This window comes from Haloglomus halophilum, from assembly GCF_024298885.1.
Classification (GTDB): domain Archaea; phylum Halobacteriota; class Halobacteria; order Halobacteriales; family Haloarculaceae; genus Haloglomus; species Haloglomus halophilum.
The window spans coordinates 2,372,696-2,391,100 of record NZ_CP101166.1 but is presented as its reverse complement, the minus strand read 5'-3'; the positions used below and the strand labels follow the sequence as shown (position 1 = coordinate 2,391,100).

At 71.6% G+C, this 18,405-nt stretch carries 21 protein-coding genes and 1 tRNA gene; 15 read left to right on the top strand and 7 right to left on the bottom strand.

Annotated features, from left to right (window positions below; translation table 11 throughout):
• Positions 1-17: 17 nt before the first annotated feature.
• Positions 18-848: a DUF7345 domain-containing protein gene (locus NL114_RS11525; RefSeq protein WP_254821066.1), complete on the bottom strand. Its 831-nt coding sequence runs from the start codon at positions 846-848 to the stop codon at positions 18-20.
• 114 nt (positions 849-962) lie between these two features.
• On the opposite strand from NL114_RS11525, the gene NL114_RS11520 reads away from it, so the two are divergent.
• The 5 genes from NL114_RS11520 to NL114_RS11500 all read left to right on the top strand — a co-directional run bounded on the left by NL114_RS11520 (position 963) and on the right by NL114_RS11500 (position 3,866).
• Positions 963-1,145 carry a hypothetical protein gene (locus tag NL114_RS11520; RefSeq protein WP_254821065.1) on the top strand — a complete coding sequence of 61 codons (183 nt, stop codon included), beginning with the start codon at positions 963-965 and terminating at the stop codon, positions 1,143-1,145.
• Between the two features lie 84 nt (positions 1,146-1,229).
• Positions 1,230-1,424, top strand: a complete 195-nt coding sequence (locus NL114_RS11515) for a DUF7554 family protein (protein ID WP_254821064.1) — start codon at positions 1,230-1,232, stop codon at positions 1,422-1,424.
• 140 nt (positions 1,425-1,564) lie between these two features.
• Positions 1,565-2,059, top strand: a complete 495-nt coding sequence (locus NL114_RS11510; protein WP_254821063.1) for a 2'-5' RNA ligase family protein — start codon at positions 1,565-1,567, stop codon at positions 2,057-2,059.
• 701 nt (positions 2,060-2,760) lie between these two features.
• Positions 2,761-3,549 (top strand): DUF6663 family protein, encoded by a 789-nt coding sequence (locus NL114_RS11505; protein WP_254821062.1) that lies wholly within the window; start codon positions 2,761-2,763, stop codon positions 3,547-3,549.
• An 83-nt stretch (positions 3,550-3,632) separates the two neighbouring features.
• The gene (locus tag NL114_RS11500) at positions 3,633-3,866 is read left to right on the top strand and encodes a hypothetical protein (RefSeq protein ID WP_254821061.1); all 234 of its coding nucleotides are present in this window, start codon (positions 3,633-3,635) and stop codon (positions 3,864-3,866) included.
• A gap of 69 nt (positions 3,867-3,935) precedes the next feature.
• On the opposite strand, the gene NL114_RS11495 is transcribed toward NL114_RS11500, so the two are convergent.
• The 4 genes from NL114_RS11495 to cca all read right to left on the bottom strand — a co-directional run bounded on the left by NL114_RS11495 (position 3,936) and on the right by cca (position 8,501).
• Positions 3,936-4,775, bottom strand: coding sequence for a ZIP family metal transporter (locus NL114_RS11495; protein WP_254821060.1), 840 nt, complete (start codon positions 4,773-4,775; stop codon positions 3,936-3,938).
• A gap of 90 nt (positions 4,776-4,865) precedes the next feature.
• Entirely contained in the window at positions 4,866-5,426 is a 561-nt protein-coding gene (thpR, locus tag NL114_RS11490; RefSeq protein WP_254821059.1) for an RNA 2',3'-cyclic phosphodiesterase, read from the bottom strand.
• A complete protein-coding gene (locus NL114_RS11485) occupies positions 5,423-6,397 on the bottom strand; it encodes a universal stress protein (protein ID WP_254821058.1) in 975 nt (324 codons plus the stop codon). Before NL114_RS11485 ends, thpR begins: the two co-directional genes overlap by 4 nt.
• A gap of 697 nt (positions 6,398-7,094) precedes the next feature.
• On the bottom strand, positions 7,095-8,501 hold the full coding sequence (gene cca, locus NL114_RS11480) for a CCA tRNA nucleotidyltransferase (RefSeq protein ID WP_254821057.1): 1,407 nt from the start codon (positions 8,499-8,501) through the stop codon (positions 7,095-7,097).
• 141 nt (positions 8,502-8,642) lie between these two features.
• On the opposite strand from cca, the gene NL114_RS11475 reads away from it, so the two are divergent.
• The 4 genes from NL114_RS11475 (at position 8,643) to NL114_RS11460 (ending at position 10,245) form a co-directional block, all read left to right on the top strand.
• Positions 8,643-8,715: transfer RNA gene (locus NL114_RS11475), tRNA-Asn, on the top strand.
• A gap of 183 nt (positions 8,716-8,898) precedes the next feature.
• The gene (locus tag NL114_RS11470) at positions 8,899-9,279 is read left to right on the top strand and encodes a hypothetical protein (RefSeq protein ID WP_254821056.1); all 381 of its coding nucleotides are present in this window, start codon (positions 8,899-8,901) and stop codon (positions 9,277-9,279) included.
• Positions 9,280-9,422: 143 nt separating this feature from the next.
• Positions 9,423-9,740 carry a DUF8028 family protein gene (locus tag NL114_RS11465; RefSeq protein WP_254821055.1) on the top strand — a complete coding sequence of 106 codons (318 nt, stop codon included), beginning with the start codon at positions 9,423-9,425 and terminating at the stop codon, positions 9,738-9,740.
• A gap of 130 nt (positions 9,741-9,870) precedes the next feature.
• Positions 9,871-10,245 carry a TFIIB-type zinc ribbon-containing protein gene (locus NL114_RS11460; RefSeq protein WP_254821054.1) on the top strand — a complete coding sequence of 125 codons (375 nt, stop codon included), beginning with the start codon at positions 9,871-9,873 and terminating at the stop codon, positions 10,243-10,245.
• A gap of 42 nt (positions 10,246-10,287) precedes the next feature.
• Here the strand turns inward: NL114_RS11460 and NL114_RS11455 are convergent, their stop codons facing one another.
• Positions 10,288-11,202 (bottom strand): alpha/beta hydrolase, encoded by a 915-nt coding sequence (locus tag NL114_RS11455; RefSeq protein ID WP_254821053.1) that lies wholly within the window; start codon positions 11,200-11,202, stop codon positions 10,288-10,290.
• Between the two features lie 71 nt (positions 11,203-11,273).
• Entirely contained in the window at positions 11,274-11,891 is a 618-nt protein-coding gene (locus NL114_RS11450; protein ID WP_350355369.1) for a metal-dependent hydrolase, read from the bottom strand.
• Between the two features lie 98 nt (positions 11,892-11,989).
• Here NL114_RS11450 and NL114_RS11445 point away from each other — a divergent pair, with 98 nt between their 5' ends.
• From NL114_RS11445 to NL114_RS11420, 6 genes are all read left to right on the top strand, one after another.
• Positions 11,990-12,631 (top strand): DUF2238 domain-containing protein, encoded by a 642-nt coding sequence (locus NL114_RS11445; RefSeq protein WP_254821052.1) that lies wholly within the window; start codon positions 11,990-11,992, stop codon positions 12,629-12,631.
• Positions 12,632-12,701: 70 nt separating this feature from the next.
• Positions 12,702-13,781 carry a DUF4129 domain-containing protein gene (locus NL114_RS11440; RefSeq protein WP_254821051.1) on the top strand — a complete coding sequence of 360 codons (1,080 nt, stop codon included), beginning with the start codon at positions 12,702-12,704 and terminating at the stop codon, positions 13,779-13,781.
• Entirely contained in the window at positions 13,778-14,455 is a 678-nt protein-coding gene (locus NL114_RS11435) for a DUF7269 family protein (protein WP_254821050.1), read from the top strand. Before NL114_RS11440 ends, NL114_RS11435 begins: the two co-directional genes overlap by 4 nt.
• Positions 14,448-15,887 (top strand): DUF58 domain-containing protein, encoded by a 1,440-nt coding sequence (locus NL114_RS11430; protein ID WP_254821049.1) that lies wholly within the window; start codon positions 14,448-14,450, stop codon positions 15,885-15,887. Before NL114_RS11435 ends, NL114_RS11430 begins: the two co-directional genes overlap by 8 nt.
• Positions 15,884-16,417, top strand: a complete 534-nt coding sequence (locus NL114_RS11425) for a DUF7519 family protein (protein ID WP_254821048.1) — start codon at positions 15,884-15,886, stop codon at positions 16,415-16,417. Before NL114_RS11430 ends, NL114_RS11425 begins: the two co-directional genes overlap by 4 nt.
• 46 nt (positions 16,418-16,463) lie before the next feature.
• Positions 16,464-18,299 carry a sensor histidine kinase gene (locus tag NL114_RS11420; RefSeq protein WP_254821047.1) on the top strand — a complete coding sequence of 612 codons (1,836 nt, stop codon included), beginning with the start codon at positions 16,464-16,466 and terminating at the stop codon, positions 18,297-18,299.
• The last annotated feature ends 106 nt before the right edge of the window (positions 18,300-18,405 follow it).

Sequence of the window (18,405 nt, the reverse complement as noted above, 5' to 3'; positions counted from 1 at the left end):
TGACCACGGTGGAACTGCTACCCCCTGTCGCCGTCGGCACCGTTGCCGCCGCCCCCGCCATCTCCGCTACCGCCCCCGCCACCGTCGCTGCTGTCTCCGTCTCCTCCTTCACCGTCGCCACCGGGGTGGCCGCCAAGCAGGTCACGGCGCTTCGCCCCAAGCAGGACCAGCAGCGCCGGGAGGAGAGCGAGGCCGCTCGCGCCGACGAGGCGTCCGAAGCCGCTGGGCTGTGGCGGCGTCGACTCCTCCCCGGTGGTGGTCGCATCGGGGTCGACGAACCGCGCGGAGAAGCCCTCGAGGTCGGTTCCTTCGCCCCAGAACCCGCTGTTCTTCAGAGCTCGGTCCGGGGGCGGGCTCATCTGCTCGCGGACGTACCCCTCGGGGCCACGGACCACCAGCGTCCCGTTCGGGTCGAAACTCGTCCCGAACGGCTCGTTGACGACGACCTGTGACCCGTAGATGCCGGCGAGGGCGACCCAGCGCGCCCGGAACTCGACGACACCCGTCCCGTTCACGGTCCGGGTCGCCACGGTGACGTTCTCGATGCGCATCTCGCGGGGGGTCCGGTCGCTCCCGTTGGCGGCGGCGGCGCGCAGTTGCTGGCCGAACGCGGCGCGCCGCTCGCGCAGCGCCGTCGTGTTGTTCGCCAGCCGGTCGAACCGGTCACGCTCGGCGGGGACCGAGAGGTTGTACGAGCGCTCGAACGTGACCGTCGCGGCGCCGCTCTCGTGGACCTGCACGGTGAGCTGCCGACCCGTATCGTGGACGGCGCCGGCCGGTACGGCGGCGAGACTCGCGGTCAGGAGCGCGCACACGGCCAGCACTGCGCGCCAGTCCCTCCTGGTCATCGCCCGGAGGTTCGTCGCCTCCGGGTTAAGCCCGTCGGCGTTCGCACGGTCCTCACGGGCCCGCCACGACTCGCGGGCCACGGCGCTTTTGCGTGCCCCCGGCGAATCGGGGGCATGGCCGACGGGTCGCTCGGGACGCGGCTGCTCGGGTTCGCGCTGGCCGTGGGTGTCGCGCTCGGGCTGCTGTGGCTCGGTTCGTGGCTGTTGAACGTCGCGCTCGGTCCGTTCACGCCGCTTGTCACGGCGGTCGTCCTCGCCAGCCTCGTGTTGCTCCTGCTCCGCCGCGACGACGACTGACGCCCGTTCGTCGTGGAGGCGGCTCCCACACCGGTCTATACAGCCAGCACGCTTTTGCGGTATCCGGGCGCAGTTCCGCCCGTCATGCTCGATAGAGCCAACCTCGACGTGGAGGATCTGCTGAAGATCATCCTCGCGCTGGTCATCGTCTACATCGTCGTCAACCTCCTCTTCGACCTCATCGAGTTCGCGCTCGCCCCCCTGCTCGGGCCGCTCACCAACATCATCGGACTCGTCATCGTCGTGCTCATCATCCTCTACTTCCTCGACTACATCTGAGCACGACGGCGTCCCCACGGGCGGCACCTCCACGCGTCAGGACTCCCCGCCGGTGGTTCGTCACCGGCGGTCCACTCGCCGCGGTTCCGGACCGACCGTTCTCGACACGCTCTTTCCGCCTCGACTCGTACCACCTCCCAGTGCCCGCGTACAGCCTCAACGTCCCGGTTCCCTCCGAGGTCGCCCGGCTCGCGGCCGGGCTCGCGACCGAGTGTCTGACCGCCGAGCCCCGTGAACACCACACGATGGTGCTGAAGCGCCTCGGCGAGGCCGAGGACTACCGCCGGCTCATCGGCCAGGTCCGGGACCTGCTGGACGGGACGGGGCCGATTCCGGCCCGGGTCGAGGGCGTCGACACGTTCGAGGCCCCGCCCAGCGGCGCGGCGCCGGTCGCCTATCTCGATGTCCACTCGCGCGGCCTCATGAACGTCCACGAGGCCTGCTGCGACATCGTCGACCCCTTCGGGCAGGTGCTGGAGGGCGACGAGTACGAACCCCACGTGACCATCGCTCGCGGCGGCGACGCCGGTCAACTCCGGGGCCGGGACGCCGGTCCCATCGACTGGGACATCGAGCGCATCGACGTGTGGGACGCCTACCACGAGAACGTGGTCGAGAGCATCTCGCTGACGTAGCAGTCATATTCTCCGTTATAAATAATTTATCTTTGAATTTTCTATAAAAATGGGAGTTTACGTATAAGATGCCATATTTATGAATAACCTCCTCCTAACACCGGTATAACAGCGACGACAACGGGGACGGCTGCGAAGCCCTGACGCTCCCGGCCGGGTGACGGTTGCTCGGCCGGCCGGTTCCGGGACCAGGAAGCGCGCCAGCGCCACCCTGGCGAACCCGCGAGCAACGCGAGCGTGGTGAGCCACCACGGCGCTGGCGCGGGGAGGTGTGGGGGCACGAGCACTCCGCCGGAACCACCACGCGCGAACGCTCGGTGCGACGGGCCACAGGGTGGGACTGAAAGGGGCCGCCCGCTGAGCGGTCTCTCCAGAAATCGGAGATTTCTGGGATGACGATGAGCTTCGCTCATCGAACCACCCCGGCGAAGCAAGCACGCGAGCGAAGCGAGCGCGCACAGCGAGCCGCGGGGCCCTCAGCGGGCGGGGGCTTTCTACGCGGTTCCGTCGTCGCGGTCGTGGTCTGGAGAACGGACGGGGGCTTTCTACACCCATTCGTGGCTGTCGTCGCAGTCGTGGTCTGGAGAACGGACAGGGGCTTTCTACGCGGTTCCGTCGTCGCGGTGGACACGAACCACACCGGGACAGCCTTCGGACCCAACCCGGGGCGCCTTTGTCCACGCACGACCAAGCACTGCGCAGTGACGGAACCGAGCGTACCGGACGCGCCCGACGACCCCGCAGAGGCGGCCGGGAGGCGCCCGGAGACGACGACCGAACGGGAGGACCCGGACGAGCCCCTGCTCGACGGGCCGTACCGGGTCCTCGAGAGCACACGCGACCGCGAGGAGTGGCTGTTCATCGACCCCGCCGGTGACCCGACGTACGTGCCTCACGAGGGCCACGGCGCCCTCGACGAGCGGGTCCGCGGTCTCCGCCCGGGCTACCGCGTCGACGCCGAGTTCGACTGGACCGGCGACGACCCCGTCGTCGAGTCACTCGACGTGCTGGAGCGCTCCCTGTTCGCGTTCGTGGCCGACGCCGACCCCGTGTTCGAGGCCGCACAGTCCTGCTGGGAGACCGCCCGCCGCGACGGGCAGGCGATGAACTCCCGGGTGACCTACACCACCGACGGCGACCCCGCCGGCGTCGTCTACACGTTCGCCGACCAGCCCGGACAGCGGGACCTGTTCGCCGAGTTCCGCGACGGCGTGAAGCCACTGGACCCGCTGGTCGACCGCCTCGCACAGGGTGAGGACCCGCCGTTCGAGGCGTTCGTCCTCGACCCCGACGACCCGTACGTCGTCGTCTACATCGTCGTCGAGAAGGACGGCATGGTCGCGGACACGGTCCGGGACACGTACGACCTGACGCGTCCCACCGAGCCGCTGGTCGAGGACGGGACGCGCGGCGCGACGGGGCCCGAGAACGACCCCGAACCGACGACGCCCGACGCGGACGCCGACGACCCGTCCGGCGAGGACACCTGACCGCGCACCCGGCGAGTACATGTCTTAAACTGGTCCGTATACCCGGCAGAACGGGAATAGCGGGGGCTACCGTTCGTCCTCGTATGGGGCGAGCACTCGACGCGTTCATCGTCGCCGCGACGCTGGCGGTGGCGCTCTTCGGGCTGGGGACGGGATCGTACATCTACGCGCAGCTCCCGGCGAACACGCTGGGACCGCTACTGGTCGGGCTGAGCGCCACCGGTGGCGTCCTCGGCATCGCGAAATGGCTCCGGATGCGGAACCGCTCCGATGGACGGTCCTCCACCCGGAACGACTTCCGCGGCCCGCAGTTCTGAGCCGGACGAGTCGCCGAGCCCGTGCGTTTCTCACTCGCCAACCCACCTCCGCCAGCGAGCGGTCCGCCCTCAGATGAACGCGAGCGGCACCATCACCGCGACCCCGACGACGATTCCGGCGACGAGTTCCCGGTAGCCGTTACCCGGTAACCCGGCGCCCTCCTCCAGCGCCTCCGGGACGAACTCCGTCAGGACGAGGTAGATCATCGCGCCAGCGGCGAAGCCGAAGCCGACCGGCAGGAACGCCCGGGCGAGGCGGACGAAGTAGAACGCCAGCACCGCGCCGATGGGCTGGGGGAGCGAGGAGAACACCGCCCACCAGACCATCTTCCAGTTCGAGACGCCCATCGTCCGCAGCGGGATGGAGATGGCCACGCCCTCCGGGATGTTGTGGATGGAGATGGCGACGGTCATGAACACCGCGAGCAGCGGGACGGTGAAGCCGAGCAGGGTCATCCCCTCGATGTTGAGGTCGGCGAAGGAGACGCCGATAGCGACCCCCTCCGGGAACGAGTGGACCGTCAGGATACCGAGGATGAGCACCAGCTTCCGGAAGTCGGCCTCCTCGTACTGGCGCGGGTTCACCTCGGCACCCTCGACGACCTCGTGGGCCACGACGACGAGGAGGACACCCGCGAGCAGGCCCACCACGACCGCGATCTCACCGCTGTACGTGCCGAGCGGGAGTAGCTGGGGTCCGCGGTCAGCCTCGGCGAGCCCCTCGCGAACGAGCCCGAACAGGGAGGCCGCGAGCATGATACCCGAGGCCAGTCCCCAGAGCACGACGTTGAGCCGGTCGCTCACCTCGTCGAGCACGAAGAACGGGAACGCGCCCAGCCCCGTCGCAAGAGCCGTGATGAGTCCGGCGACGAAGACGAGCACCAGTGCGGCGAGCGTCACGTCGGCCATATCGGAGGGTAACGTGCCGCCACGCATAATTGTCACGAATATGATGTTTTCGGCCGGCCTAAACAGCGTCCTCACGGCGCCGGGCGGCGTTCAGCACTCGAACGCCGCCAGCGTCTCGTAGACGGGCCCCTCGTCGGTGAGCGTGCTCTCCGTGAGGCGAACCTCCTCGATGCGCTGGGTGCCGATGTCGGGGTCCCGTCCACGAACCACCTCCTGAACGTGCTCCTTCCGACGCGCGTCGCGCATCCGGGCGATGGTAGCGTGGGGGGTGAACTCGTGGTCCTCCGGGTCGAAGCCGAGGTCGGTCGTCCGGGCCTCGATGGCCTCGTGGAGCGCGGTCAGTTCCCCGCTCCCCCGCCGGACGCCGAGCCAGACGACGCTGATGTAGTCGAGGGAGGGGAAGACCCCGTAGCCGCCGATCTCGGCATCGAAGGCCCCCACGCCGGCGTCCGCGACCGCCGTGGCGAGCGCCTCGCGCAGCTCGTCCAGCCGACCGGGGTCCGTATCGCCGAGGAACTTCAGCGTCACGTGGACCTGTTCGGGGTCCGTGGGGTCGATCCCCGGCTGGTCACGGAATGGCGCCTGTGCCTCGCGGACGGCGTCGGCCAGGCCGTCGAGGTCGGCGCTCACGAAGAGGCGTTTCGCGCTCACAGCAGACCGTCCGTCTCCGCCGCATCCTCGACTGCCTCCTCGTCCATCGCTTCCTTGCGACCCTCGGCAGGGACCGCACAGACCGGGACATCCGACCGCCGGATGACGTGCTCGGCCGTGCTCCCGAGCAGCGCCCGGCCGAGGCCGGCCCGGCCGTGCGTGCCCATCACGACGATGTCCATCTCCTCCTCGCGGACGTAGCCGAGGATTCCGCTCCCGGGGAAGTCCTGGACGACCTCGGTGGCGTGCTCGACGCCCCGGTCGTCGGCACGGTCGGCGACCGACTCGACCGCGCGCTCACTGCGGTCGGTCAGTGACTCGATGACGGTGTCGGAGGGAACGATGTCGGAACTCGACGCGACGGTCGATACGTCGACTACGCTGAGCGCGTGGAGTTCGCCGCCGAACGCCTCGGCGACGGCGAGCGCGTGGTCGACCGCGCGGTCGGCCGTGTCGCTTCCGTCGGTCGGGACCAGCACCCGCTCGTACGTCGGGAGGTCGCCGGTCGCACCGGTCGACTCGTCGCCCTCACCGGCATCGTCGGGCCGCCGGACGGTGAAGACGGGGACCTCGGCCACCCGGACGACGTGCTCGGTGACGCTCCCGGCGATGAACCGGCGCAGTCCCCGCCGGCCGTGGGTCCCCATGACGACGGCGTCGAGCCCCTGCTCGTCGATGTAGTCGACGATGGTCTCGCCCGGGTCCCCCCGGACGATGGCCGTCTCGACATGGTCCTCGCTCGCCGCCAGCGAGGCCGTCCGCTCGACAGCGTCCTCGGCCTCCTGTTCGACACGCTCGACGAACTCGGCGTCCACGCCGCCCGCATCGAACAGCCCGGCCGCACGGTCGATATCGGCGACACCGAGGACGTGGACGGTCGCGTCGAAGGCCCGAGCGAGGGCCAGCGCGTGCTCGGCCGCGTTCGTGGCGTGGGCGCTCCCGTCCGACGGGAGGCAGATATGGTCGTACATACGCGGGGGTTCCGCGGCCCCGTACTTCAATCTGGACGCGAATGATTCGGGCATGGGCTGCCGGCCTCGAGCGAAACCGCGTGGAACGCCCCCGCGCTCTCTCGACGACAACGACGCGGAGTCCTGTACGCCCCCGGCTGCTCTCTTGGCGACAACGGTGATGGAGTCCTGTGGAAAGCCCCCGCCCTGTTGCCTGTTGCACGGAGCGTTCGCGCGTGGTGGTTCCAGCGGGTTGCTAGTGTCCCCACCCCTCCCCGCGCTCGCGCCGGGTGTCGGCGAACACGCTCACTACGTTCGCGGTTCGCCATGAGGGGCGCTCGCGCGCTTCCAGGTCCCGGAACCGGCCGGCCCGACAACCACTCGCTGGCCGGGCCGCGCGTGCCGAGCGCACGCGAGGCCGCGAAACCCGGGGGAGGGCAGGGATACGCGCCCGTGGAACGGCCGACTCCTGGCGGACTCGAAGGGCGAGCGCTCTCGACCCGGTGAGACGACGCAAGGACCGCAGGGAGCGTAGCGACCGAGGACCGCAGCGAGTCGCAACCGGTCGAGAGCGTGAGGGCTTCGTAGACGGCTCCACCGCCGCGGTCGCTGTTGCGTGGGATAACGAGGTATTCTGGCCTCAGAAATGATCAAATCCCCATTTGCACATACTTCGTGCGAGTAAACTCATAACCCATAATATAACATACTTATTGAGCTACGGAACCGGATCGAAGTACGCTGCCAGTTCCTCGCCGAACGGTTCGGCCAGCTCCGCGACCGCCGCCCCGGCCAGCACGTCGTAGCCGTCCTCCAGCGACGACTCGACGTGCGGCCCGAGCGAGCAGTCGAACAGCGCCGTCTCGGCCAGGCCAGCGGGCGTCCGCACGTCGCGGGGGCGCTCGACGACGTAGCGGTCGCCATCGAGGAACGGCCCGTACACGCGGTCGTCGTCGACGTATTTCTCGTAGAACCCCTCGGCGTGCTGCCGAACGGCCACCGGCGGCCCCTCGTGGCGCTCGACCGCTGGTAGCTCGGCCACGGCGCACTCCACGAGCAGTGCGGCGGTCGGCTTCTCCTCGGTCCCGACATCCCCGTCGGCCTGCGCGAACCGGTCGGCGCGCACGGGCTCGAACCCGCGCCGTGCCAGTTCGTCACGGAAGCCGACCAGCGAGCGGTCCAGCTGCGGGTAGAGCTGGTCCTCGACCACGTCGGGTGCGCGGAACCGGACCGCGACGGGATGCGTACCCCGGTCGGCGACGGCGTCCCGGACCGCCGCGGCGTCGACGGGGGCGGGCGCCCGGGGCTCGAACAGGGCCTCGCGCGGGTCCCCGAGGAGGTCGCGGGCGTAGTGGACGAGCCGCCCCACCGCCGCGGCCGAGCAGACGGCGGCCACGTTCCGCTCGGGGTCCGTCGGGTCGATGACGACGAGTGGGTCGTCGAAGGAGGCGCGGCCGTGGTCCGCGGGGTCGAGTTCGACCGGCGGCTGCCAGTCGTCGGCCGCGGCCTCGCAGAGCCCCCGGAAGCCACCGTACGCCAGCACCAGCAGTTCCGTGAGGTAGCCCGAGAACCCCTGCGTCCGGAGGTCGGAGCCGTACGCGCCGATCCCCTTCAGGAACGCCTTCGCGACGACGACATCGGCCGCGAGGTCGTCGTCCAGCCGCTCGCGCAGGTACGCCGTGTGGAACGGCGTCCGGTCGACGGCTGACCGGATGTCCGTGGCGTCGTCCAGCCGGTAGCACGGGACCAGGTCCACGTCGAAGCCGTCGATCTCGCCCTTCACGTACGGGTGCTCCGCGTACTCCTCGTGGCCGTCGGGTAGGACGGCGTGGCCGACCTCCAGTCCGTAGCGTTCGAGGGCGGCGCGGTCGAGGGCCGGCGAGAACCGGACGAACACGTCGAGGTCGCGGTCGCCCGAGAGCCACGTCCCCCGTGCCGTCGACCCCACGCGTACGACATCCGCCTCGACGTCCAGCTCCGCGACGGCCGCTTCGGCCCGGTCGACGACCTCGGCCGCGGCGGCCTCCATCTCGGCCCGCTCGTCGTCGTCAGGCACCACCCGCTCGCGGACGTGGGCCACGACCCGGTCGAACGGGTCGTCGCTGCCGGCAGCGTCGTCGCTCATGCGCTGGGGTTGTCATGGTCCGGTCGAAAGCGTGGCGGTCCCGCCGCCGGAGACGGTGGGGGACGGTATCGTGCGGCCGAGCCACACGGTGCCGGCGAAGCGAAAGCGGTTTTTATCGGACCAATCTATCGGGGAGTGCGCGCCGCCTTAGCTCAGTTGGTAGAGCACCTCGCTGTTAACGAGGTGGTCCCAGGTTCGAGCCCTGGAGGTGGCGTTCCTGCGGACGTACTCCACGGACGTTCCTCCGAGCGATTCCGCCCGGAGCGCCCCGCAACGTCCCGTCGAGCCGGCGCAGGCCGGCACGCCGCGCACGCACGGGTCGCCGATGCCTGCGCCGCGAGCCCGTGGGCCGTGCCACTGCGAACGTTGATGTGTCCGTGTGTCCAAGTGGCACGGCATGGACGGGCGTGGGCGTCGGGGCGCCGACGAGGAGGTTCGCTACCGGACGCGTATCGAGGACGGACAGGTGTACGTCCAGAGCGACGACAGTCCACTCCTCGTCGGTGACGCCGCGACGGTCATCGAGGCCGTCGGCGGCCCGGCATGGACCATCGACTACTCCGACTGGGAGCGCGAGCGCTACCCCGACCTCGACACGAGCGACCAGGGGCTGGTCGTCGACGTTCGCGACATGCTGGCGGCGATGGAACACGACGGCGGCTTCGTCGAGTCACTGCGTGCGCTCCCCGACCAGCCGCGCGACGGCGACGACCTCTCGCCGCGGATGGGCCTGTTCGTCGGGAAACTCCTCGAGAACCTCCAGTCCGGCGTGCAGTGAGTCCGGGCTGACTCGCCCCGCGCCGGGTCGATGGCCAGCCAGCTGCCGGGCCCTCGATGGCCTGCAGGCCGGACACCCGGATGGCTCAAGCGGACGTTTGTCCCTACGGGTGGTTGATGGTGGAGCCGTCCACACGGTCGACCATGTCCGATACGCCCTCCACCTCCGTCCCGGACCCGGTCGCCCGCCGGCCGGTACTCCGTCGCGTCGCGGCTGAACTACGCGCCGGCGCCGATCTCGTGGCCGCGTCCCTCCGTCGCGTCGCCTTCTGGGTCGCCGTCGTCCTGCCGGTCCTCTACCCGGCCGCACTGCTCCACACCGCGGGGGCGCTCCCGGACCCGGTCGCGGCCCACGCCGCGGTCCTGTCGGCGGAACCGATTGCTACCGTCGGAACCCTCCCGGCACTGCTGGCGCTTCACGCTACGACGGTGGCGCTGGGCCACGGACACCAGCCGGGGTGAGCGCGTAGCGACCGCCCCCCGCTTCGACTGAAGCCGGACCCCCCGCACCGCTGCCCCCGACGCGCCCGAGTGTGAGGTCCAGCCCTGCTCAGCGTCAACATTTAACAGGAATGCGGAATATCGCTCGGTCATGACGACACGCCAGGGGTTATCCTGTCTGTCCTGTGGGGAATCGATGGCACAGCGCGACGAACACGGCGTGACGATCGACTACTGTCCGAGCTGTGGCGGCGTCTGGCTCGACCCCGGTGAGCTGGAGGCACTGACCGAGAGCCACGGCGGGCACCACCGCCACCGCCACCACCACTCGGACCACGACGATGACGACGAGTTCGAGGAGGAGTTCGAAGAGGAGTACGAGGAGGGTGAGGAAGCGGAGGACGAGGGCATCCTCGGCACCATCGCCAGCGCGCTCGGCGGCGACGAGGAGGAGGGTGAGTTCGAGGAGGAAGGCGGCTTCGAAGAAGAGGGAGGGTTCGAGGAAGGGGGTGAGGAGGAGTTCTAGGCTGGAATCCGACCGGAAGCACGGGACCGACCGGGGGGTGGGTCAGGCGAGGGTTCGTTCGAGGAACGCCGCCTCGCGCTCGACGACCCGCTCGAAGGCGTCCGTGTAGGGGTCGAAGTGGTCGCCGTCGATGCGGACGCGCTCGACATCGTCCAGCCGCTGGACCGTGGCGTCGACGGCGCTCCCGGGGACGAGCTGGTCCTCTCGGGCCTCGACGAGGAGTGCCGGGCAGTCCACCCGGCCGGCGTGTTCGAGCGGTCGGTAGGTCGCCACGGTCAGCAGGATGCGCGCGGCACAGCGGTTCCACTCCTCCTCGCGCAGGTCGTCGGGGACCATCTCGCGGTAGCCCGCCTCGGAGCCGGGCGTGCTGAGCGCGGCCAGCTCGCCCGGCTGTCCGACGACGGGGATGTAGCGCGGCTCTCGGAAGGTGTACTTGTGCGCGAAGTCGTCGAGCGCGGCGACGGTGGCGTCGATGCCGAACGAGAGCCCGTTCTGCTCGACGAGGTACGGGAGCGTCCGCATCCCGTCGAGGAACGGCACCTGTCCGACGTAGGCGGCGACGTTCTCCCGGGCGGCCGTCACGAGCGCGTGGCCGCCGGAGAACGACGAGCCCCACACCGCCACCCGGTCGGGGTCCACCCCGTCGAGCGAACGGGCGTGGTCGACGGCGGCCCGCCAGTCGGCGACGTGGCGGTCCGGGGAGACGAGATTGCGGGGCTCGCCGGCGCTGTCGCCGAACGAGCGGTAGTCGAACAGCAGCACCGCGAACCCGCGCTCGGCGAACGTCTCCGCGAACTGCGGCAGGGCCATCTCCCGCGTGCCGGCGAAGCCGTGGGCCATCACCACGACCGGCGGGTCCTCGCCGTCGGCCATCGCCGGTGTCTCCGGTCGGTAGAGCCACGCGGCGCACAGCTCGCCCTCGGACTCGAAATCGGCGTCCTCGCGCTCGTACTGCATGCTCGCTGGCTTCGACGGGCGGCGGCATAAATCGGGGTGGCGGGAGGGCCGTCCTCACGTGGAAACAGCGGTCAGTCCGCGTCGACGAACCGCTCCGGGACGCGGTGCTGGAGGGTCGGCGGGAGCCGCGGGACGAGGTGCTCGGCGAGGCGGGCCCACAGCGCGGCCAGCCGCCGCCGGAGCGCGACGTAGACCGTCGATACGCCCAGTATCGCGGCGACGGCCGGGAGTGCGCCGTCGACCAGCAGGACCGTCGGGACAGCGGCCACGGACGCCAGGAGGAGGTCCTCGGGGGCGCCGTCGTAGCGGATCCAGCGCCGCGGCGCCAGCCATCGGCCGTGGTAGTGGCTGTAGACGGCCCGCTCGGAGCGCCCCTCCCAGGGCCGGAGTTCGAGGCCGCCGCCGAGGGCGTCCAGCGCGGCGTGGAGGGCGGCCCCGATGAGGAACGCGGCGACCGCCACCGTCACGGCCGAGGTGGACGTGACGGCCAGCGCCAGCGCGGCGAGCGCCGCCCCGGTCGCGTACACCGGGAAGTGGAGGGTTCGCCGGTGACCGGCGTAGATGTCGAGGTCGGGGAACAGGCCGCCCAGGCCCGCGGCGGCGACCGCTGCGGGGGCGTGCTCGGGGGCGGCGAGGGCCGTCAGGCTCGCGACCCCGGCCGCGACCAGCACGTGCGTGGTGGCCATCATCACCGGTCGTTCGTGACGCGGCAATATACGCGTATCGTGGGGGGACGACACACGCCACTCGCCCGGTAGTTAAGTCCTCGCCGTGGCAACTGCTCGGCGTGCGTCGCAGGACACTCCTTCCGAACACCCGACAGACCAGTCGCCTCCTGCAGGGAGCCATCGCGGGTGTGCTGCTCGCCGGCCTGGTCACGCGGAATCTGAGCGTCGTCGTCAACGCGGCGCTCTCGCTGGGAGCCACGTTCCTGCCGGCCCTGCTGGCTCGCGACCTCGACCTCCATCTGGATTCGTGGCTGGTGCTGGCTCTGACGCTCGCCCTGTTCCTCCACAGCCTCGGGATGCTCGGTCTCTACGACGATGTCTGGTGGTACGACCACGTCACGCACACACTGTCGGCGATGCTGGTGGCCGGCGTCGGCTACACGACGGTCCGGGCGCTCGACCGGCACTCCGACGCCGTCCACGTCCCGCCGCGCTTCCTCACCGTGTTCGTCGTCCTGTTCACGCTCGCCGCGGGCGTCCTCTGGGAGGTGCTGGAGTTCGGCGCTCGTGAACTGGCCGAGGCACTCGGGTTCGACCCCGTCCTCATCCAGTACGGGCTCGGGGACAGCCTCGTCGACCTCGTCTTCGACACCCTCGGCGCGCTCGTCGTGGCGCTGTTCGGGAGCGCGTGGTTCGAGTCGCTCGTCGACCGGGTGACGGAGTGGCTGGAGCGCCGGGGCGCCGGGCAGAGCAAAAGCTGAGCCGCCCCCACGCGCCCCATCCGAGGCGGCCGCCCGAACGTCTAAACGCCGCGGTGGACTACCGGTGGCCGTGAACCGCGAGCAGGTCGCGAGCGGACTGCTGGCGCTCCTGGCCGTGCTGGCGCTGGGGGGCGTCGCCGCCACGCTGGACACGGCGGCCGGCGACGGTGCCGGTGCCGGTGCCGGCGCGGGGGACGGAACCGGCGTCGACTCGGAGCCGAGGTTCAGCCTCGGTGGCGGCCTCGAGCAGCTCGACCCGCCCGAGGGGTTCCTGCCGAACTGGGCCCGCACGCTCCTGAGTGTCGTCGTCCTGCTCGTCGGGATATACGGCACCTACGAGCTCTACCGGGAGTACGGCGCCCGACAGCTGGTCACCGCCGCCACCGTCGGCGTCGTCGTCGCACTGGTACTCTACGGGCTCCTGTCGCTGCTGCGTCCCTCAGAGCTGGGCGCCGGCTCCGGCCCGAAGTCGGGGGAGCCGTCGTTCCCGGCGGGTGGAGGTGGAAGCGCCGCCGACACGGTCTCGCAGGCCGTCGACCCGCCGACGGCGCTGCTGGCGGCACTCGGGCTCGTCCTCCTCGGAGCCGTCGCGGTCATCGTCCGGGCGAGCGGCGACCAGCGGGTCGACCTCCGGACGCCCGACACGCCCGAGCCACCGTCCGAGTCGGACGTGGCGGCGGTCGCGGACGCGGCCGGCCGTGCCGCCGACCGCCTCGACGCGGCCGACGACCTCGAGAACGCGGTCTACCGCTCCTGGCACGAGATGACGGCCCACCTCGACGTCGAGCGGCCCGACGCGAGCACGCCCGCGGAGTTCGCCGACGCCGCCGTCGACGCCGGGATGGACCGGGACGACGTGGCCGAGTTGACCCGGCTCTTCGAGGCGGTCCGCTACGGCGACGCGCCCGCGACCGCGGAGCGCGCCGAGCGCGCAACGGCCGCACTCCGCCGCATCGAGCGCACGTACGGCGATGGACTGCCGGCCGAACAGGCGGCGGCCGGCCAGCAGGTTGCGACCGACGAGCAGGCGGCGGCCGGCCAGCAGGCGCCGTCCGGGGAGCACCCGGCGGCTGACGCGCCGACGGACGCCGACGACCGGACGCCCGGTGACCGGACGCCCGGTGACGCGGGCACGAGGGACGGAGGATGAACGTGCGCGGCTATCTGTCGGTCGTGGGCGCTGCCGCGGTCCTCGCCGGAGTCGCGGTGCTGGTGGAGCCGGGGCTCGCGTCGCTGGTCGGCCTCCGGACCGACCGCGTGGTCGTGACGGTACTGGCATCGCTGGCGCTGCTACAGGGCGGTCTCGCGGTCAGTGCCCGCCTCGTCGGCGGAGGGCGCGCGGCCGAACCGGCCGAGGTCGAACGACGGTTCCGTGCGTCCGTCCCGGGCGACGAGTTCGACGACCGCCTGGCCGACCTGCCCGACCTGCGCGTCAAGCGGCGCGACGAGGAGCGGGCGGCCATCCGCGAGCGACTGGAGGGGCTCGCCGTCGACGTACTGGTCGCCCGTGGGCTGGACGAGGACGGTGCCCGTCGACACCTCCGCTCGGGGACGTGGACCGCCGACGAGCGGGCGGCGAGCTTCTTCGTCCCCGCCGCCGACCGGGAACTGTCGTTCGGCGCGCGCCTGCGCGATGCCTTCGGGTCGGACCTCGCCTTCACCCAGCGGGCCCGGCGCGCCGTGACAGCCATCGCGGCCCACGCCGAGCGCGAGGTACCGCCGCCCGGTATCGGCACACACGGTTCGGATACGGGGCGTGACGCTGCCAGCCCGCCGGAGGGCGTCGATTCCGCAGCGGCCGACGGAGGTGTCGAGGATGAGTAGTCCGGTCCCGGACCCGCATCTCGGCGACCCGGGCGCACCCGACCGGCGGGCGAGCCCCGGAGACGCCATCGACCGGACGACCCGGCGGTGGCGGGGGGTGACCGCGTTCGCCCTGCTGGCGGGTGCGCTGGGCGTGCTGCTGTCGCGGCCGGCGCTGGCGCTGGCCGGCGCGGCCGGCGTCCTGTTCGGCGCGGCCGCGCGCACCGCCGGGCCGCCGGCCTCGTCGGTCGCCGTCGAGCGCGAGGTCGAGCGGGAACGGGCCGAACCCAGCGAGTCCGTCCGGGTGACCGTCACCGTCGCGAACACCGGCGACGCGTTGCTCCCCGACGTGCGGGTCGTCGACGGCGTTCCCGGCGCGCTGACGGTCGCCGAGGGGTCACCCCGGCACGCCACCGCGCTCCGCCCGGGCAAGCGCGCGACGTTCACCTACGTGGTCCGGGCGAGCCGTGGACACCACCGCTTCGGCCCGGCGACGGTCCTGCTGCGGGGGTTCACCGGTGCCGTCGAGCGGGAGCTGGCGGTGCCCGCCGCGGCCCCGGAGTCAGCGGGGGAGAGGACGGGAGGAGAGACGGCGAAGGAGACGGAGGAAGGAACGACCACCGGGACGGGTGACGAGGCTTCGACGACCACGACGGACCGACTCGCGTGCGCCCCGCGCCTCGGCGAGGGCCAGGCCGTCCCGCTCCGGCCGCAGACGACCGGGTTCTCCGGTCGCGTCACGACCGATTCCGGCGGCGCGGGCGCGGAGTTCCACTCCGTCAGGAGCTATCGCCCGGGCGACCCGCTCTCGCGCGTCGACTGGGCCCGGGTCGCCCGGACCGGCGAGTTCGCCACCCGACAGTTCCGCGAGGAGCGGGCCGCGACCGTCGTCTGCCTGCTCGACACGCGCGAGACGGCCTACTGCGCGCCGGCACCGAGCGCACCGACGGCACTCGAACGGAGCGTGACGGCGGCGGGGACGGCGTTCACCTCGCTGCTGGACGCCGGGGACCGGGCCGGCATCGCGGCGTGGGGGCCGACGGCGTGCTGGCTCGCCCCTGGGATGGGCGGCGAGCATCGGGCCCGTGCCCGGGAACTGCTCGGGACGCACCCGGCGTTCGACCCAATCCCGCCCGACCGGACGTTCCTCCCCACCATCGCTCGCCGGCGGGTGGAGCGCCGGCTGCCGGCGGACGCACAGGTACTGCTGTTCAGCCCGCTGGCCGACGACCGACCTGTCGACCTCGCGCGCCGGCTCGACGCCCACGGACACCGGGTGACCGTCGTGAGCACGGACCCGACGGCACGTGACACGGCCGGGCACGCGCTGGCGGCTATCGAGCGCGACCGCCGGCTCTCGACCCTGCGGAGCGCCGGCGTCCGCGTGGTCGACTGGGAGGACGAACCGCTCGCGACCGCCCTCGTGCGGGCCAACCAGCGGTGGTCGACGTGAGTGCCGACACCCGACGCGGGGCGGCGGGAGTCGACGAGGCGGAGCCGTTCGATGACGGGCCGGGACGCGCGGCGCTGGCCATCGTGCTGGTCCCCGGGGTTGTCTCGGCCCTCGTGCTGCTGACCGGGGGTCCGGCAGCCCTCGCGGGCGCGCTGGGGCTCGGACTGCTCGCCGTCGGCACCCATCACGGGCGCCGGGACCTCGTCGGCGGCGGGGGACTCGCGCTGTTGGCGGGGACGCTGCTGGCGGGGGCGTTCGGCGCCGGACCGGCCGCACTGCTCGTCGCCGCGGGCGCCGGGCTGGTGGCCTGGGATACCGCCGAACACGCCGTCGGACTGGGAGAACAGGTCGGCTGCCGGGCGGCTACGGGTCGTGCGGTCGGGGTCCACGCGGCCGGGGGGGGACTGCTCGCGGCATCCGGCGGCGGTCTCGCGTACGTCGTCTTCCGGCTGGTCGGCGGCGGGTCGCCGGTCGCACTGGTCCTGCTCCTCGGCGGCGCTGTGGCACTGCTGAGCGCCATCCGGTCATAGTATCTAGAACGCACGTTTATCCGGCGATGATTCGAAGTACGGCGTAGTGCTAGACCGGGGTATCGACCCATTACTACTGGCGTACGTGGTCGCGTTCGGCGCCGCCGCGCTGGTCTGTTTCGCCAGCCTCGCCCGCGCACAGCGCATCACGGACCCGGAGACACGCCGAGGGCTGGTCTGGTTGCTGTTCCTCAGCGGTGGCTGGGCGGCGAGCCACGTCGGATTCCTCCTTGCCCCCGACGACGGGCAGAAGATGGCCTTCTACCTCGTCGGGCTGGTCGTGGGACTGGCGACGGTGGGCCCGTGGCTCTACTTCTGCTCGGCGTACACCGGCCGGACCCTCCACCGCGACCGCACCTACCGGCTGGTCGCGGTCGGCGCGTTCGTCGTCATCTCGGTGGTGAAGCTGACCAACCCCCTCCACGGGCTGTACGTCACGCCGGTGTCGACAACGACGCCGTTCCCACACCTGGCGGTCGAGCCGGAGGCGCTCCACTGGATCGTGGCGGGGCTCGCCTACGCACTGACGGCGTTCGGCGGGTTCGCGTTGCTCGACCGCTTCCGCCGGGCGGACGCCGACACGACGCCGCTGACGATTCTCCTGTTCCTCGTCGGCCTGCCCATCGGGCTGGACCTGCTCGGCTACGCCACGCCGTTCCTCGTCGAGATCACCCACGAGCCGCTCGGCGTCGCCGTCTTCGCGGTCGGAACGCTGGTACTGTACACCGAGCGGTTCGCGGCCGTCCGACTCACGAGCGATGTCGATGACCCGGTCATCGTCCTCGACGACGCGAACCGCGTCCGGGACCACAACGAGCCGGCCGCGACGGTGTTCCCGTCGCTGGCGGGGAGCGCCGGCCAGCCGCTGGCGAGTGCCGTCCCGCAGCTCGCCGAGTACCTCGAGACCGAGCCCGTCGGCGGCCATGGCAGTTCAGACGGCCACTTGGATGCCGACGACGACGGCGACGGTGACCCCGATGCCGCTGACGCCGGCGACGGCGACGGCGACCCGGCGGCGGAGCCGTCCGTCCTCTCGGTGTCGACCGACGACGGGACCCGGTACTACCAGCCCTCGGCCACGCCGGTCGAGCTCGGAGGGACCCGCTACGGCCGGCGCCTCGTTCTCGTCGACGTGACCGAGGCCGAGCAGCAACGACGGGCGCTCGAGCGGCAGAACGAGCGCCTGGAGCGGTTCGGGAGCGCTGTCTCGCACGACCTCCGGAACCCGCTGAACGCCGCGAACGCGCAGCTCCAGGTCGCCCGCGAGCAGCTCGACGGCGAGAACCGACATCTCTCGGCGGTCGCCGACGAGCAGGCCCGGATGGAGGCGATGATCGAGGACCTCCTGACGCTGGCCCGTGAGGGCCGGGACATCGGCGCGACGGAGCCCGTCTCGCTGGCGGCGCTCGCCTCGGAGTGCTGGGCGCGGGTCGATGCCGGCGGCGAGGGGTGCGACCTCGAAATCGGCGGCGACCTCCGGTTCGAGGCCGACCCCGAGCGGCTCCGTCAGGTGCTTGAGAACCTCTTCCGCAACGCCGTCGAACACGGTTCGACGAGCCCCGCTCCGGGGGAGCGGGACGCCGTGGAGCACGGCGCACCGGACGACGCCGTGGCGAGCGAGGAGAAAGCGGCGCTGACGGTGCGCGTCGGCCCACTCGAGAACGGCGAGGGGTTCTACGTGGCCGACGACGGCGCCGGTATCCCCGAGGGGCGCCGCGACCGCGTGTTCGAGACGGGCCACACGACCGCCGACGGCGGGACCGGCTTCGGCCTCGCCATCGTCCGGGAGATCGTCACCGCACACGGCTGGAACATCCGGGTCGTCGAGAGCGAGTCGGGCGGCGCCCGCTTCGAGGTCACCGGCGTCGTGCGCACCGACTGAGTCGGCCCGCTGCCGGAACGCTGCCAGCCCCGGAAGCCGCCGCCTGCCGGTCCCCGAAGCGTCACCGTCTGCCGCCCCCCGGGTCCGCGGATTCAAGGCCGGGCGG

What these genes read in the sequence shown, in the direction of transcription:
- NL114_RS11455 (WP_254821053.1), bottom strand. Translation starts at nt 11,202, where the DNA reads ATGCAGTACGAGCGCGAGGACGCCGATTTCGAGTCCGAGGGCGAGCTG.
- NL114_RS11430 (WP_254821049.1), top strand. Translation starts at nt 14,448, where the DNA reads ATGAGTAGTCCGGTCCCGGACCCGCATCTCGGCGACCCGGGCGCACCC.
- NL114_RS11500 (WP_254821061.1), top strand. Translation starts at nt 3,633, where the DNA reads ATGGGGCGAGCACTCGACGCGTTCATCGTCGCCGCGACGCTGGCGGTG.
- NL114_RS11515 (WP_254821064.1), top strand. Translation starts at nt 1,230, where the DNA reads ATGCTCGATAGAGCCAACCTCGACGTGGAGGATCTGCTGAAGATCATC.
- NL114_RS11460 (WP_254821054.1), top strand. Translation starts at nt 9,871, where the DNA reads ATGACGACACGCCAGGGGTTATCCTGTCTGTCCTGTGGGGAATCGATG.
- NL114_RS11495 (WP_254821060.1), bottom strand. Translation starts at nt 4,775, where the DNA reads ATGGCCGACGTGACGCTCGCCGCACTGGTGCTCGTCTTCGTCGCCGGA.
- NL114_RS11470 (WP_254821056.1), top strand. Translation starts at nt 8,899, where the DNA reads ATGGACGGGCGTGGGCGTCGGGGCGCCGACGAGGAGGTTCGCTACCGG.
- NL114_RS11465 (WP_254821055.1), top strand. Translation starts at nt 9,423, where the DNA reads ATGTCCGATACGCCCTCCACCTCCGTCCCGGACCCGGTCGCCCGCCGG.
- NL114_RS11520 (WP_254821065.1), top strand. Translation starts at nt 963, where the DNA reads ATGGCCGACGGGTCGCTCGGGACGCGGCTGCTCGGGTTCGCGCTGGCC.
- cca (WP_254821057.1), bottom strand. Translation starts at nt 8,501, where the DNA reads ATGAGCGACGACGCTGCCGGCAGCGACGACCCGTTCGACCGGGTCGTG.
- NL114_RS11450 (WP_350355369.1), bottom strand. Translation starts at nt 11,891, where the DNA reads ATGATGGCCACCACGCACGTGCTGGTCGCGGCCGGGGTCGCGAGCCTG.
- NL114_RS11525 (WP_254821066.1), bottom strand. Translation starts at nt 848, where the DNA reads ATGACCAGGAGGGACTGGCGCGCAGTGCTGGCCGTGTGCGCGCTCCTG.
- NL114_RS11435 (WP_254821050.1), top strand. Translation starts at nt 13,778, where the DNA reads ATGAACGTGCGCGGCTATCTGTCGGTCGTGGGCGCTGCCGCGGTCCTC.
- NL114_RS11485 (WP_254821058.1), bottom strand. Translation starts at nt 6,397, where the DNA reads ATGTACGACCATATCTGCCTCCCGTCGGACGGGAGCGCCCACGCCACG.